This window comes from Streptosporangium sp. CA-135522, assembly GCF_050949235.1.
In the GTDB taxonomy this organism is placed as follows: Bacteria; Actinomycetota; Actinomycetes; order Streptosporangiales; family Streptosporangiaceae; genus Streptosporangium.
The window spans coordinates 212,114-226,663 of record NZ_CP192026.1 but is presented as its reverse complement, the minus strand read 5'-3'; the positions used below and the strand labels follow the sequence as shown (position 1 = coordinate 226,663).

Genomic DNA, 14,550 nt, shown 5'->3' with positions numbered 1-14,550 from the left:
TTGAATGGGGACGTGGCGGAAAGCGCTTCGAGGCGGGAAGTCGCGCCCTTGGATACCGATTGAGGCCGTCGGAATATCGCGGTATCCGAGGGCGATACGAGCCATACCGGCGACAGTTCGCATCCGGGCGGCAAGACGGCCGGATCCGCTCCCCATGCCGCCACTCTTTCCGAGCAACGTCCTCGATAAACGGAAGGCCAAAAGGTGACATTGGACCAAAATCGATCAAATGTCGAGATTCGACACTCCCGCGACCGCCGGACCAACCGCTCCTTGAGAGCTCTTCACGTGGCGCTCGAACAACTCAGCTCGTCCACGGGATTCGACGTGATCACCGTGTCGGACATCACGAAGCTGGCCGACGTCCACCGCTCCACCTTCTACCGGCACTACCGCGACAAGTTCCACATGATCGAGACCCTCCACGCGGACGGCACCCGGAATGGCCTGAGTTCGCTTCTCGCAGCCACAGGCCATCCGGTCGCTCCCTGTCGATTCGTGGCGGCCCTCGTCGAGGTGCTGGAGCACTTCGCCGCGTACAGGAGCCTTTACCATGCGCTTCTGGTACACAGGAGAAGCACCTGGTTCGAGCAGTGGCTCAATGCGCACTGGACCGAATTGATTCACCGGATGTACAGCAGCCCCTCCTCCTCGTTGGCCCTGCCCGGAATCAACGACGCCGTCATCGACCTCAGGACCCGAATCACCGTCGAGACTTCCCTGGCCACACTGAAGTGGTGGGTTCAGGGTGACTGCCCGTTGACCGCCGGACAGCTCGCATGCTGGTATACGAGGCATATGACGAACGGACTTTCCCGAACCGTCATGCCCTGCCCGTCCGGCATCCACTAGCATCACGCCGAATCGCCGCCGGGGGCAACGAGATCTCCGCACCGGGCCCGCTGCTCGGACCGGTCGGGCCGGACGGGTCGCGCTCATCATGACCGCGAGTGGTCCACCGACGAAACGGGTCGATCACGCCGGCGGACCGGAGACCGCGGCGAAACTCTCAGGACTCGCGGTGGAGGTCCCCGTCCTCGGTCGATCCTCCGGCGACGGCGGGGATGACCATCAGAACGTCGTCTTCCCCCACCTCTGTCGCCAGGCCACCGGTCGACCTGACGTCCTCGTCATTGAGGTAGATGTTCACGAACCTTCTGACACCGGCCGAGTCCATGATTCGCTCGTAGAGCTGGGGATGGATCGATCCGACTTCCGAGAGGACCTCCTCCAGCGTGCCCGCGGAGACCCGGATCTCTTTCGCGTGAGCCGCCGCCGGTCGCAGGGCGGTGGCGAGGACGATGCGCGCCATGTGTGGTCCTCCTCTGTCAGACGCCCATGGACGCCGAGTCATTCGGTTTCCCGATGAAGCTGCGGACGAGTTCGACCGCTTCAGCAGGTTCGTCCGCGTACCAGTGAATCCTCGTGATCGGGTGCTCGGCCTTGCGCAGCTTCACGCTGTGCGTCGCGCCGAGCTCGACGACCACGTTCGTGGAGCTGGAGACCTCCATCACGAGGTCGTCGCCGACCACCTCTGCCGACCTGCGCATCCCCCTGCTCTTCTTCTCGATTCGCGCGGATCTGATGAGGGAGGTCGGTATGGAGATGTCATAGAACGAGGCGAAGCGCAGACGGAGCCTTCGAGGGCTGACGCAGTGGGGGTAGACGTAGAGCGTGGCCACGAAACCGGCCAGCCAGAGCACCCCGAGGACGCCCAGGACCAGCATGACCGTCCGGGCCGTGGGCCAGGGCAGTGCGGCATGGACGACCACGAGCAGCACACCGTCGGCGATGAGGACCAGCCACATGGTCAGCCGGACGTCCTTGCCATAGGCGATGGCGGCCTCGTCCGCACCGGCGTCCTTCTTACGGCGAACCGCCAGGTAGAGCGCACGCCACAGGAGCAGGTCCTGCTTGAAGACGGCGGCGGCCGGCGCGGGGAGGACCGCGTCCAGGGCGGTTGTGGCCGCGCCGACCTCGTCGTCACCGTCCGCGCGCGCGTCACGGTAGGTGGACCATGCCGCTCTCGCCTGCACGAGTACGAGCACGAAGAGCAGCGACTCGATGACCAGCACGATCTGAACACCGGTACCGAGATCGATGACGCCGGTCGCCAGAAGCGCCAATTCGAGCACGATGACGGCGGGAATCAGCCATCGCCCCACTGAGGCGATCCTTCTCGCGAAGGGCTTGCCTCCGGGGCTCAAGGGCCTACTCCTTCCATTTCTTCTCGAACACGATCCAGGCCTCCCTGATCAGGCGGTTTTCGATATAGGAGTACGGCAGCCACCCGTAGCCCCGCGCGGCCCACCCGAATCCCCAGCTGTTGCGCACCAGAAACGCGCCGGTCGCCTCTCCCCCACCGCATGTCCGATCATCGTCGTATCCGGCGATGATTACCACATGCCGTCCGAATGTCACCGCGCCGACCGGCGGGAGGGGGAGGACGTGACTCCGGAACGAGGAAAGCTGAACGGGATGGAGTGGCATGTCGACGGCCACCGGAATTCCGCTGAGAATGTACTGCCTCAGTACGCGAAGGTGATCGACGGGATCACCTGTCCCTCTCATTACCCGGCCATAGGTTATTCCCTTACGGGCCGCCGCCCGGACGAAACATGAATGCGGTGGATCCGCGTTCTCCCGGCCTGCCGTAAACGGCCATTCTTCCTCTCCGACCATACCGTACGTGTCCCAGGCTTCGAAGCTCCGGAACAGATTGGATCCGGCCCTGTCCCTTTCCCCGGTCATCAGGCGGGATGTGCGGTAGTTGAAGAGAACGGAGGCGACGAAATCGTCTTCCCCGCTCCGGCGCGCATAGTAGCCGGCGATGCCGGCGGCGACGGCGGCCGTGCACAGAGGAATGTTCCCCTGGTCCACCACCGGGGGGAACCAGGAGGTGAGATTCCAGGAGGCCGGCGTTTCGAGTCCGTTCACGGGCTCGGCCGCCCAGGGTGTCCGGGGAAAGGCCACGGCGTGTCACCCGCCTACCCCGTGGCGGTGCCGGTCATGTGACCGGCGCGCATGACATTCATCAGCCGGTCGTGCCGGATTTTCGTCGCTCGGGAAAAAGCCTTGATCGCCGCCGAACCGAACTCCTCGCCGAGCCGGGGTTCGAGGTCGTAGTGGCCGAAACCGTCCGCGCCTCGCACCAGGAGGGCGCTGTCCGGACCGGCCAGGGGCCGCACCCCCGGATGGATGAAATCGATGGCGAAACATACCCGATCCGTCAGGCTCACGCTGGGGCCGGAGCTGTGAATCGTCGTGGGGAAATGCAGCGAGCATTGACCTGCGGTCAGCGTGACGTCGACGGCGGTCTCGTCGTCCACGTCGAATTCGACCTCCTCGCCGCGCAGGAGGGCGGAGACACCGGACCCCCGGTAACGGTGCGGCATGATGCCGCCGTCGTGCGTTCCCGGGGCGTAGCGCATCGTGCCGTTGTCCCGGTCGGTGTCGGTCAGCGCTATCCACATGCGCACGGCCTTGCCCTGGAAACCCTCCCAGCCGAAGTACGGAGCATCCTGGTGCCAGGCGAGTTCTCCCGGGCTCCCCGCCTTCCTGAAGAACAGGTTCGTCGCCCAGACGAGCAGGTCGGGCCCCAGTATGTTCTCCGCGACGGTCAGAACGCGGCCGTCGTGCACCAGGCGATCGGCCCACCCGGCGACCAGATGGCTTTTCGGGTACGTCCAGTGATGGCCGAGGACCCCACCGACCCTGGTGGCGATCTCCTCGTATCGGCGCACGTCTGCGAGGATCTCCGCGGCCTCCTCCCGGCCGAGGAGGTCCACCGGGAAACAGAACCCTTCCGCGTGGAGCCGTGAGAGTTCCTCACGATGCGAACCTGTCATGCCGCGGGCCCCTCCTGCGGGGTCGCCGGCCCGGCCGGGGGCAGGCAGGCCACGACCCTGGACATCAGCTCGGTCGCGTCGTCGCGTTTGGTGTCGGGCGCGGAGGCGGCGAAGAACTCCTCGACGCGGCGGTGTTCCGCGTCGGCGATCTCCCCGGTGAGCAGCCGGAGCACCCGGGCGACCGTCCGCTCGGGGAAATAGAGGCGCTTGGCCGTCCGCAGGAAAAACTCCCCCGTGCGCTCTTCGAACGCCCCGGCGGACAGCCCCGCGGCGATGGCGAACCTCATGTTGACCAAAGGCTCGGAGATCGGCTGGAAGTCCTCGTCCGAATAAACCATGGCTACTTCGTCGTCGGCGTCAATACGCCCCGACAGGTATTCGCCGAAGATCTTTCCGACGCCCTCCATGCCGTACGGCGCGCACTCCACGGCCCGGAGCGCGCCCATGCTCGACGAGCCGAACACCTTGATTCCTCGATCGACGGCTTTCAACACCTCCTTCGGGGAGATCGAGAGGCTCTGCATGAAGCGGCCGTCGACGATGCCGATCACGGTGGGAGGCTCGTCGCGGGCGATGAGCGCGTCGATGTCACCTCGCTGGATCGGCGGCAGGATCTCGATGTCCTGCCGATGCGGCACCGACTCCCGGTCGAGGCTGGGGCCGGCGAACACCACGGCTGTCACAGGATGGCTCCTCACATCAGGCCGGAATCTCGGACTCACGTTTTCTCGCCGCCAGGTCCGTCAGCGCCCGCGTCCACGCCTGCGCGCCTCGAGGCCCGAGCTTGCTGTAGTCGACCCCCCAGGACTCCAGGTGCGGTACGACCACGCGAACCACGTTCACCGGAATGCCCGGCGGTGAGAGGTCCACCACCACCGCGCGATGGATCCCGCGGGAACGAAGCCGGTCCAACATGAACCGGATGTCCGCGACGATGTCGTCGCTCTGCCGGGAGGGGACGTCGGACATCCGGGTGAGCCTGCCGACCGGCCGCCAGGCCCACCCTCCCTTGTCCAGGGTCGAAGATCTCCGCACGTGGTACTGGTTCTTCGGGACGTCCTCACCCGGGAGGCTGATGTCCTCCCGCATCGCCTGGATGTCCACGGCCCTTCCCTGCGCGCATTCTGAGATGGCCCTCAGCAGCGCGACCTCCGCGTCGGGATGCGTCCCGAACCCACCGTGCCCCTTCGAAACGGTCGGTCCCAGGTCTTCGGCGGTCGCCGCCATGAAACTGGGGACGCCGATGTCGGTGGTGATGTTGATCACCCGCATCTCGATGCCGGCCGTACGGACCTGCTGGACGAGGGCCTGCGCGCGCTGCGGCAGGCTCTCCAGATCGATATGGGGATGCAGCTCCTTGAGCCGCTCCGCGACCGCCACCGGCTGACGTGCGACGTGCAGGCCCTTCTCCAGCACCTGGGACAGCTGGCTGCTCAGCAGCTCGGCGATGGTGATCGAGTCCCGTTCGATCACTTCGCAAAGCGCGTGGCAGAGGGCCTCCTCCAGGCTGTTCCCCGATGCCAGGCCGTTGGTGGTGGAGATCTCGTAGGTGGGCGGCTCATGCATCTTGATGTTGTAGACGGCGCAGTCCTGTGCCACAAGGATCGGTTCCTCGTTGAGGAGGTCGAAGCCTTCCACCCAGGAGATGGGCGCGTCATCCCGGTAGTGGCGGGAGAGTTCCAGGTTGTAGTCCCGCGGGTTGAGCACCGTCCGCCCCTGGGAGAGGAGCTCCTCGTAGGAGGCGATGACCGCGGGACGGACCGGCAGCCAGGCGGAGAACCGCTCGATCCCCTCCATGACCGCCGACGTCATGGCGTCGATCGGCCGGGCGCCCTTCCCGTTGTAGACCGATATCACGTCATGCGAGCGCGGAGAGATGGCGTTGTAGACCGGTATCCCTATGCGGTCCAGCCACGTGATGTCCGCCACTCGCGTGATGCCGGCTCGCCGAAGGTGCGGTCGCACGCGCTCCCACGTGGCTTCCGAACTCACCTCGCGGTGAGCGCCCGTCCCGTTGATTTTCGGAACATGTCGCCGAAGGTGCATGGTTCCTCCTCTGAATCGTCCTATGCGCCGGCGAGGCCGGATGACGTCCATCCCGCCGGCGCGTTCAGGTAGGGGTGGCGGATGTCGAGGCCTTCCTCGCGGTACCTGCTCTCGATCGCCAGGAAACGTTCGCGCGGCGAGTCGGCCCCTTCTTCGTGGGCACGCACGAGACCTTCGGCCACGAGCTGGCACCGGTGCAGGCCGAAGCTCGTACGCCGGCCCTTGACCTCGGGCTCCTGCGCGAAGGAGAAGCCCGGCGCCAATCTGAGCGCGAAGCAGGGATGGTCGTCCCTGAACCGGTCCGCCCTGCTGCGGTGGATCGCCTCCAGCACCGCTCGATGGCGTTCCCATGCTCCGGCGCTGATGTAGATCACAAAAGCGTCCCGGCGCTTGAACGCCTCCGGGTGGTTGACGACTTTGAGCTGGAACGGGACCTTCAACGCGTTCAGCGCCCGGGTGGTGGAGCCGACCAGCTCGGGTGCCGCCTCGGCGTCGGCCAGCGTGAGGTAGAGGCGGACGAGCCCGCCGTCCTCCCCGTCCAGCACGCCGTGATCACCGAAGATCGTGTACCAGCCCAGCAGCAGATAGGGCCTGTCGGGCGGCAGGCGTAGTGCCACCGTCCTGCCCTCGGCCGGCGGTCCGTCGGCGAACAGCTCCTCCCGCGAGACCCGCAGGGTCAGGCGGTCCTTGGTGACGAGGTAGTCGTCGTCCCGTTTCTCTTGGACGACCCATCCGTGCCTCAGATGCCCCTGCCCCACGCCGGCCGCCCGGATGCGGTTGACCAGGTCGAAGTCCTCGTGCCCCTGCAGGGACGCCGCGCGGCGGCCACCGCGGAGGAAGAGCTCCGCGGCGAAGTGGTCTCCGGCGTAGTAGGTGAGATAGAGCACGCGGTGCAGGTACGCCAGGACCGGACGCTCCGGATCGACGTCCAGGTCCCGGGGCGGTTGCAGGGTTCCGAGCTCCGGGTGGCGGAAAGTGGCGGAGTCCAGGATCTCGATTTCTTCCGCGATCCGCCAGAAGATCTTTTCGTAGCCGTTCAGCCGACCCACCCCTTTCTCCGGCGCCCATCCGAGAGCAGCATGGACACGATGTCGGGATGCTGGACGAAGCGCTTACCGAAATGCAGGCAGAGATGTCCGATCCTGCCCAGCGCCCCTATTTGCTGGAGCCTGACGGTGGAATGGACGAGCAGCGCTATACCGGCGTACTGCACCAGCCGGCGCACATCCTCTTCGGACACGGACCTGGCCTTCGAGTAAGCGCTCATGAAATCGTGCGCGTTGGCCTGTATCCGTGACACCCAGTCGGTGGCCCCGACGTCGAACCGTACGCGTCGCATCTCGCCGAGAAAGAGCTGGCCGACCAGGAAACCGACGTCGTACATCGGGTCGCCGAATCCCGCCAGCTCCCAGTCGATGAGCCTGACCGGCAAGGCGCCGGCCGACGGCGCCACCGGAAAGAGGACGTTGTCGCCACCCAGGTCGAAGTGGATCAGGCTGTTCGGAGTCCACCGGTCATGAAGTTCCCGGAACCTCGGCTCCAGCTCCTGCATGGACCGCAGGTAGTCGTCGAAGTCCAGGCCGCAGCCGTTGGCGTACTCCCTTGTGCTCACGAGCGTGTCCCGCGGCACCGGAGGCCCCAGCGTCCGGTCATGGTGCCCGTCCCTGATCCCCCGCACCTCGACACCGTGCAAAGACGCAAGGATCCGGGCCAGTGCTCGCAGGTAGGGCTCCGGGACCGGCCTTTCGTTCCCGAGCAGATCGTGCAGGCTGGGACACGGGGGAATCGCGTCGACGACGACTACGCGTGTCTGCGGGTCCACCGCCAGGATGCGCGGGATGGCCGCCCTGATCTCGGGAGGAAGCGCCACCTCGTCGAGCAGGCCGAGCATGGTGGTTTCGTAGTTGTTCTCGACGTCGATGTCCTCATCCGGCCATTTGAGAAGAACGAAGGAGTCGTCCACCAGCCGCACCAGGACCACGCGTCGCCGGGAGATGCACCGCGTCACGGAGATCACTTCGTGAACACGATGTCCCACGGCGCGAAGGATCCGGCCGACCGATTCGCTGGAGACCAGTTCCTCGTCTTCCATACGCGGGGAGGGGCGCGTGCCCGGACGCGGGATCAGGAATCCCAGCGTCCGGGCACGCAGTAAATCTTCTGGCGAATATCTCATCGAGTGTTCAACCGTCGCACTCGATTCAGCAGTGCGTCGCGGGTGTGACGAGTACACCGGTGAAGGTGCCTTGGATGCTCTCGTCGGGAGAGACCCCGACCTTCTCCTCAAGGAACTGCTGCAGCTCCTCGGCGCTGATTCCAGCAAGCTCGGAGAACGAGACGTCGATCGATCCCAGGTCGATGTCCTGGAAATCGTCCTCCTTGACCCGATCCATGAGCTCTGCGATGAGAGCTTCGTCGACTGGCGCTTCTGGCATTGCTGCCCTCCTCTTTCGGCGGACGAACTCGGAGCCAGATTAATTTGGCGTGACAGAGCCCACAACAGGCACTAATTCCAGCCAGTCGCATATGCAACACTTTCCACGACATGTCGCTTGATCACGTCGTCGCCGTACATTTAGCCTGGCGGCATGTTAAATGCGGCAGGAGCGAGGCGCGGTGCCATCAGGAGTTGATCGCGATCCGGACGCCTCATCGAACTCCCAGGTCGAAACCTCGCTGGACATCACCGACAAAAGCGTGGTGCGATCCATGCGCGGCCCTTTTGTGAACAGGATCTGCATGCGAACGGCGCATGGATATCGATGGATCGAGCACTTGCAGAGATCCAGCGGAATATATCTGGACAATGCCCGCCTCGCCGATGTTTTCCGCGTCATGCCGAAGACCGGCGCGGTCGCCGTGCCCCTCCGCGTCCAGAATCATGTCCTTGCGACGTGGAACGCCGTACCCACCCCCGCGCTGCTGTGCGACCGGATCTTCGACGCCGCGTTCACCGGGGAGGACGGCTGGTGGCACGGAGTCCTCGGCGGCCTGGCCCGTTTTCTGGGGGCTCTGCACCGGCTCCCCGCAGACGATCTCGTGGGCGTCCTCCCGAGCCGGAGCGCCGGGAGTGCTTGGCTCGCATCGGACGGCGAAGCCGCGGCCGGCGTACGGCGAGCCAGGGACCGGCTGCCATCGCACCTGACGCCCCTGATGACGGAAAAGGCGCGATGGCCCGGAACACCACCCCGGAACACCGCCGTCGTCCATGGCAGATTCTCCACGGGAGTATGCGCCCCCACCTCGCCGGTGGCGATCCTCGGATGGCGTGAGGCGGGCATCGGCGATCCGCTGAGCGACGTCGCGTATCTCATGGGAGAGGTTCTTGAGGCGGCCGCTCTGACGGGAGTCGCGCCCCAGACGCTCCATCTCCGCATCGGGACGTTCCTCACCCGGTACCAGACCTCGCTGGGCCGCTCGCTGAACGCCGCCGAGGGTGAATGGCTGAGCGTGCTCACGGCCCGGAGAGTGATCGATCACTACGCGCAGGCGACGTGGGCCCTCGGGCCGGACGACACCTTGCGTGAAGTGCTGCCGAAGGTGGAAAAACAGTGGCTGGTCCTTCACGAGGTGGCGAGCTCATGACCTTTCCCTCGGATCCCTCGGAGCCGAGACAGTTGAGGCTTCTGCTCGGTGTCTGTGGATCGGTTTCGTCCCTGACCGTCCCGCACCTCCTTGCCTGGCTCAGCCTGAAACTGGGCGTAGCCGACGTCCGCGTGGTGCTGACCACGATGGCCCGGCGGTTCGTCACCGAGGAGTCGCTCAGAGCGGTCGCGGCTTGCGAGACGTTCTCCGGCTGGGACGACCTGCCTCCCGGCAGAGACTCACACGTGACAATGGCCAACTGGGCCGAGGTCATCGCCGTCCTCCCCGCCACCGCGAACTTTCTCGGGAAGGTGGCCAACGGCATCGCCGACGACCTGCTGACCTCGATCCTCCTGGCGGCCTCCTGCCCGGTCGTCCTCGTGCCGGCCATGAGCGAGGCCATGTGGGACAAGCCCTCTGTCAGAAGGAACGTCGCACGGCTACGCGACGACGGCTACCAGGTCGTGGAGCCTGGCAACGGCGTCGCCTTCGCGACCGGTGAGGCGGAGTCCGGATCCTTCGGGGATTTCCGGCGCCCGCTGGTCACGGCGGTCGCGCAGGCGCTGGCCAATCGTGGCAGAACACCATCCGAACAAGGAGCCGAGTCATGTTGAAGGCCGACACCTCACTACAGCGCGTCCCCGAGCTCTTCATGGAGTTGGAGAGCGCCAATCTGGTCCGGATCCACCACGATCGACGCGTGTGGGAGTTCGGTCAGCACACGCTTGCGCTGCTCGACGCTTTCTACGCTCCCACCTCCATCGCCGAATGCCTGCAACGCCTCGGGCCACGGCTCAAGAGCCGGCGCGCGATGGAGGAGGCGCTGACGACACTGAGCATGCTGGTGAGCGCGGGCATCCTCACCGAGGAATCGCCGACGGGCTTCACCGACCTGATGTTCCCGACCGGAGGGTACGGGCTGGCCCACCTGAACATCCGCATCCTGGAAGATCCGGTCAGGAAGGCGACCTTCATCCGAGCGATCAACGAGGTGGTGACTCCTGACGATGTCGTGCTCGATCTCGGCACCGGCTCGGGGATCCTCGCCGTCGCCGCCGCCAAGGCCGGCGCCAGACATGTCTACGCGGTGGAACCGGCGAGAAGCGGTGACCTCGCCGCAGAGATAGCCAAGGCCAACGGCGTGGCGGACCGCATCAGCTTCGTCAAAGGCTGGTCCAGCACGACCGAGCTGCCCGAACCCGCCACCGTTCTGACAACCGACATCGTCGGCAATGACGCCCTGGACATGGTCATCTGGGAGTCGGTCCAGGACGCCCGGAAGAGGCTGCTCGCTCCGGACGCCCGGCTCATCCCCTCGTCGTTCGAAACCTATCTCTACCTCGTGGACATGCCCGAGAAGGCCGTAGGTCAGCAGCGCATCCTTCCCCAGCAGATCAAGCGATGGCAGAGCCGCTACGGCATCGACTTCTCCCCCATGCTGGACGCCGACCGAGGGCGAGTCGCGGGATTCTACGAGAGACCGGAGACCGTCCAGCAGTGGCGGCGGATGTCGCTCCCGCAGACGCTGAGCAGGATCGACCTTCGACAGGACGCCCGGGTGTTCGAAGGTGAGGTCACCCTCACCGCCTCCCGGCACGGGACCGTGTCAGGAGCCGTGCTCTATTTCGAAGCGCAGATGTCTCCCGGCGTGTCGATGTCGACCGCCCCCTGGGACGGGGACGAGCTGAGCCACTGGTTCACCGCCTGCTGGGCCCTGGAATCCGAGATCGAGGTCGTCCCCGGCGACGACATCCGTCTTCGTTACCGCTATGAGGGTGATGGACGTGCAAGCCTGGCATTGGCCGGCGACTAGCCCGGCCGTTCACCACCTCGATCGTTTACCCCTACGGGAGGATTCATGAGCCGCTCCGCCGTCCTGGTGGACGCTGACTGGGTCGAGGCCAACCTCGACGCCGACGGCATCGTCCTCGTCGAGGTCGACGAGGACACCAGTGCCTACGACAGAGGCCACATCCGTGGCGCCGTGAAGATCGACTGGAAGCAGGACCTCCAGGACCCGGTCCGCCGTGACTTCGTGGACCGCGAGGGCTTCCAGACGCTTCTTTCCTCCCGTGGCATCGGCAACGACGACACCGTGGTCCTCTACGGCGGCAACAACAACTGGTTCGCCGCCTACGCCTACTGGTACTTCAAGCTCTACGGCCACCACAACGTCAAGCTCCTGGACGGCGGCCGGAAGAAGTGGGAGCTCGACTCCCGCGAACTGGTCAAGGACGTGCCCGCGCGGGAGTCGACGAGCTACCGGGCCGCCGAGCAGGACCACTCGCTGCGCGCCTTCCGCGACGACGTGCTGGCCGCGATCGGCAAGCTCAACCTGGTCGACGTGCGCTCGCCCGACGAGTTCACCGGCAAGCTGCTGGCTCCCGCGCACGTCCCGCAGGAGGCGGCCCAGCGCGGCGGCCACGTGCCGACCGCCCGTAACATCCCGTGGTCCAAGGCGGCCAACGACGACGGCACCTTCAAGTCCGACGCGGATTTGAAGGCGCTGTACGAGGCCGAGGGCGTCGACTTCGGCAAGGACACCATCGCCTACTGCCGGATCGGCGAGCGCTCGGCGCACACGTGGTTCGTGCTGCACGAGATCCTCGGTCAGACGGGTGTGAAGAACTACGACGGTTCATGGACCGAGTACGGCTCGCTGGTGGGCGTGCCGATCGAACTGGGAGAGGCTCGATAATGACGACTCAGGGTTGCGCCGCTCCGGAACATCGGATGCGCGTCCGCCTCTTGAGCGCGGTGGCCAGGGCTTCTCGCACCACCCGGTAAACGGCCGGCTGCGCTACCGGACCGGTAGGCCGGAGCCTGCCGGTCTCCGTCAACTCGGCGGTGAGCCCCGCAGCGCACGAACCCCGGCCCATCGCTGATCGGAAACCCCTTGTCGATCAGCTCGCTATCGGCCCAGAGGAGCGGCGCGGATGGCATCCTGAAAGTCGGCGATCACGAGGAGATCAGCAATGGCCCACCCTCTCGGCACGCAGCCGGCGCCCCGGCGCACCCCTCTCGACGCGGAGGAGAAGATCCGGGCCGAGGCGAACTTCACTCCCTTCGTCGCCCGGCAGCTCGTCGCCAACGGACAGTTCAGGGTGACCGCCGACACACCGGAGATGGTGGAGTTGTTCCAGAGGGTCGCCCGCAGGGTGGGTGACATGCTCCAGCGGCCTGTGATCAGCTACGCCAACGGCAGGTACATCGTGATCACCTTCGACCAGGAGGCCACGGGTCTCACCGATCGGGACACCCGCTCAGTGCGGGAGTGACCGCCAGATCCTCCATGTAGTCGAGCACTTCCGACGTAGTCGAGCACTTCCGGCCAGCGTGCGTCCCGGTGATCCGGCTCGCACGCAGGCCGGCCGTCCGTCATCGCCCATGCCGGCGACCGGCCTGCACCGCCGCAGGCCATCCGGATCGGCCTGCCGGGCAAGACGAGCAGCAGGAGGGGCAGGAAAGCACACCGCATCTACCGAAGTGCGTTGAGCGGTAGCCGAGCCTGCGCAGTGCCTTCTGTAGTTGCTCGACATCGGCCCCCCTGACGCCGGGGACGAGGCTGCGGTGCATCGGCACCTTGCCGGAGAAGACGAACACCGGGCGCCCGTTCACCTCCATCACCACCGCGCCCTCGGCGATCGCGCCCGTCCGGGGGGCACGGGTGGCCCGCTGGGTGGTGTCGCCGCCGCCCACCACCCCGGCCAGCGACACCGGGTACGGCGAGCCGTACTCCAGTGCGCCGCTGACCGCGACGGTACTGACCAGCTTGCGCCGCTCGACTTCGGCGGTGACCAGCGACGGCTTGGGCGGCTTGCGCGCCGCCGCCTCGTCGGCCGGGAAGCGCAGCCGGGTGCTCACTTCCCAGCCGATCCCCGCGACCGCCAAGACCACGGCCAACACGAGTTGAAGGCTTCGGATCCACAACATGGCTCCGCGTAGATGCAGGCCGGCGAGGTGGCTGTCGGGAGTCTTGTCGAAGCGGAAGGCCGGCCCGCGCCACTCTTGATCCGGTTGATGCAGCGCTCCGCGGAGTTGCGCTGGTTGTAGAGATCTGGATCATGGCTGATCGGGCGGCCGCCGCGAGGGCCGTGCTTTGTGCGGTTGGCCGCCCGGTCGGCCTTCTCCGGGATGACGGCCTTGATGCGGCGTCGGCGCAGATAGGCGCGGTTGCCGCCGGAGGAGTAGGCCTTGTCGGCGGCCATCGCGCCCGGCCGGATGCGCGGACGCCCGACGGGCAGGCGGATCTTGACGCGGGCCAGGACGGCGCGCAACTGCGGGCTGTCGCCGGCCTGGCCCGGGGCGAGGACAAAAGACAGCGGACGGCATCGCCGGTCGGCGGCCAGGTAGATGGCGCTTTCCCAGCGCTGACCTGCCGTTCACGCTGTTCCTGCTCGGGTCGTTATCCCCTCTGCCAATGACCGCTACGGTCCCCGCCCGGCTGTGGTCATCCACATCCCGCTCGACCGTTTCTTCATACACGGTCTGACGGCCGAAGCCCTCAATGGGCAGCGTGCGGGCCGCCGAGTGATCGCGGTCTGGCGATCAGGTGTTACTTACTCGCCCCAGAGCATCCAGTACGGGCTGTCCCAGAGGCAGTCCCAATCACTGATCTTGTTCTGGATGAGCATCGCGGTGCCCATCTGCACACACTGGTCGAGTGTCTGGAAGCCCTGGATGGGCCTCATCGTGGCGGCGAGAGAGGCTTGACCCGTGTCCGCGGCGGCACCCGGTGTGCCAACGGCGCCCACCGACACGACCATTGCCGCGGCCACGGCCATGAAGCCCGCTGCTCTCAAGGCTCGGCTACGAATCTGACTTACGGTAGTCATCTTGTCTCCCTGGCTAGGAAAAGGTTGCGTCAACATTCTGTATGATCTTGGTGATTTCGGAAGGGATGGAGCTCACCTTTTTGAGATTTGGGACAGCCTCAACCGCCGGATGCCAGGGAGTAGCCCATCGCCCCACGGGCGTACAGGACGCTTCCGCCGGTCCGGGTACCGGAGATCAGTCCGGCCTTGCGCGGGGCCGCGAGGTGGTCGCCCATCGCACTGACCGAGCACGTCGG

At 66.0% G+C, this 14,550-nt stretch carries 17 protein-coding genes and 1 pseudogene; 6 read left to right on the top strand and 12 right to left on the bottom strand.

Going from position 1 to position 14,550, the window contains the following annotated elements:
- The first annotated feature begins 288 nt into the window (after positions 1–288).
- Positions 289–852 carry a TetR/AcrR family transcriptional regulator gene (locus tag ACQPYK_RS01205; protein WP_433248810.1) on the top strand — a complete coding sequence of 188 codons (564 nt, stop codon included), beginning with the start codon at positions 289–291 and terminating at the stop codon, positions 850–852.
- 157 nt (positions 853–1,009) lie between these two features.
- Here the strand turns inward: ACQPYK_RS01205 and ACQPYK_RS01200 are convergent, their stop codons facing one another.
- From ACQPYK_RS01200 to tvaA, 9 genes are read right to left on the bottom strand one after another with little or no spacing between them, the layout of a single operon-like run.
- Positions 1,010–1,312: a MoaD/ThiS family protein gene (locus ACQPYK_RS01200; RefSeq protein WP_433248807.1), complete on the bottom strand. Its 303-nt coding sequence runs from the start codon at positions 1,310–1,312 to the stop codon at positions 1,010–1,012.
- A gap of 16 nt (positions 1,313–1,328) precedes the next feature.
- A complete protein-coding gene (locus tag ACQPYK_RS01195; RefSeq protein ID WP_433248804.1) occupies positions 1,329–2,165 on the bottom strand; it encodes a hypothetical protein in 837 nt (278 codons plus the stop codon).
- A 46-nt stretch (positions 2,166–2,211) separates the two neighbouring features.
- A complete protein-coding gene (locus ACQPYK_RS01190; RefSeq protein WP_433248801.1) occupies positions 2,212–2,937 on the bottom strand; it encodes a C1 family peptidase in 726 nt (241 codons plus the stop codon).
- A 50-nt stretch (positions 2,938–2,987) separates the two neighbouring features.
- Complete coding sequence (locus ACQPYK_RS01185; RefSeq protein ID WP_433248798.1) at positions 2,988–3,848, bottom strand: phytanoyl-CoA dioxygenase family protein; 861 nt, start codon at positions 3,846–3,848, stop codon at positions 2,988–2,990.
- Positions 3,845–4,531, bottom strand: coding sequence for a TfuA-like protein (locus ACQPYK_RS01180; protein WP_433248795.1), 687 nt, complete (start codon positions 4,529–4,531; stop codon positions 3,845–3,847). Before ACQPYK_RS01180 ends, ACQPYK_RS01185 begins: the two co-directional genes overlap by 4 nt.
- A gap of 16 nt (positions 4,532–4,547) precedes the next feature.
- Positions 4,548–5,894 carry a YcaO-like family protein gene (locus tag ACQPYK_RS01175; RefSeq protein WP_433248793.1) on the bottom strand — a complete coding sequence of 449 codons (1,347 nt, stop codon included), beginning with the start codon at positions 5,892–5,894 and terminating at the stop codon, positions 4,548–4,550.
- Positions 5,895–5,914: 20 nt separating this feature from the next.
- The gene (locus ACQPYK_RS01170) at positions 5,915–6,943 is read right to left on the bottom strand and encodes a T3SS effector HopA1 family protein (protein WP_433248790.1); all 1,029 of its coding nucleotides are present in this window, start codon (positions 6,941–6,943) and stop codon (positions 5,915–5,917) included.
- The gene (locus ACQPYK_RS01165) at positions 6,931–8,070 is read right to left on the bottom strand and encodes a phosphotransferase family protein (protein WP_433248787.1); all 1,140 of its coding nucleotides are present in this window, start codon (positions 8,068–8,070) and stop codon (positions 6,931–6,933) included. Before ACQPYK_RS01165 ends, ACQPYK_RS01170 begins: the two co-directional genes overlap by 13 nt.
- Positions 8,071–8,095: 25 nt before the next feature.
- Positions 8,096–8,329: a thioviridamide family RiPP peptide gene (gene tvaA / locus ACQPYK_RS01160; RefSeq protein WP_433248784.1), complete on the bottom strand. Its 234-nt coding sequence runs from the start codon at positions 8,327–8,329 to the stop codon at positions 8,096–8,098.
- Between the two features lie 400 nt (positions 8,330–8,729).
- Here tvaA and ACQPYK_RS01155 point away from each other — a divergent pair, with 400 nt between their 5' ends.
- From ACQPYK_RS01155 to ACQPYK_RS01135, 5 genes are all read left to right on the top strand, one after another.
- On the top strand, positions 8,730–9,479 hold the full coding sequence (locus ACQPYK_RS01155) for a phosphotransferase (RefSeq protein WP_433248781.1): 750 nt from the start codon (positions 8,730–8,732) through the stop codon (positions 9,477–9,479).
- Entirely contained in the window at positions 9,476–10,093 is a 618-nt protein-coding gene (locus tag ACQPYK_RS01150) for a flavoprotein (RefSeq protein ID WP_433248778.1), read from the top strand. The genes ACQPYK_RS01155 and ACQPYK_RS01150 overlap by 4 nt, the downstream gene beginning before the upstream one ends.
- Entirely contained in the window at positions 10,087–11,292 is a 1,206-nt protein-coding gene (locus ACQPYK_RS01145) for a 50S ribosomal protein L11 methyltransferase (RefSeq protein ID WP_433248775.1), read from the top strand. The genes ACQPYK_RS01150 and ACQPYK_RS01145 overlap by 7 nt, the downstream gene beginning before the upstream one ends.
- A gap of 45 nt (positions 11,293–11,337) precedes the next feature.
- Positions 11,338–12,177, top strand: a complete 840-nt coding sequence (locus ACQPYK_RS01140; protein ID WP_433248772.1) for a sulfurtransferase — start codon at positions 11,338–11,340, stop codon at positions 12,175–12,177.
- Positions 12,178–12,454: 277 nt separating this feature from the next.
- A complete protein-coding gene (locus ACQPYK_RS01135; RefSeq protein ID WP_433248769.1) occupies positions 12,455–12,757 on the top strand; it encodes a hypothetical protein in 303 nt (100 codons plus the stop codon).
- Positions 12,758–12,857: 100 nt separating this feature from the next.
- Here ACQPYK_RS01135 and ACQPYK_RS01130 read toward each other — a convergent pair whose 3' ends face one another.
- The 3 genes and pseudogenes from ACQPYK_RS01130 to ACQPYK_RS01120 form a co-directional block, all read right to left on the bottom strand.
- On the bottom strand, positions 12,858–13,385 hold the full coding sequence (locus tag ACQPYK_RS01130) for a peptidoglycan-binding domain-containing protein (protein WP_433259154.1): 528 nt from the start codon (positions 13,383–13,385) through the stop codon (positions 12,858–12,860).
- 6 nt (positions 13,386–13,391) lie between these two features.
- Positions 13,392–13,840 (bottom strand): annotated as a pseudogene (locus tag ACQPYK_RS01125) (transposase); the annotation flags it as partial.
- Positions 13,841–14,038: 198 nt separating this feature from the next.
- Positions 14,039–14,170 carry a hypothetical protein gene (locus ACQPYK_RS01120; protein WP_433248766.1) on the bottom strand — a complete coding sequence of 44 codons (132 nt, stop codon included), beginning with the start codon at positions 14,168–14,170 and terminating at the stop codon, positions 14,039–14,041.
- Positions 14,171–14,550 lie beyond the last annotated feature (380 nt).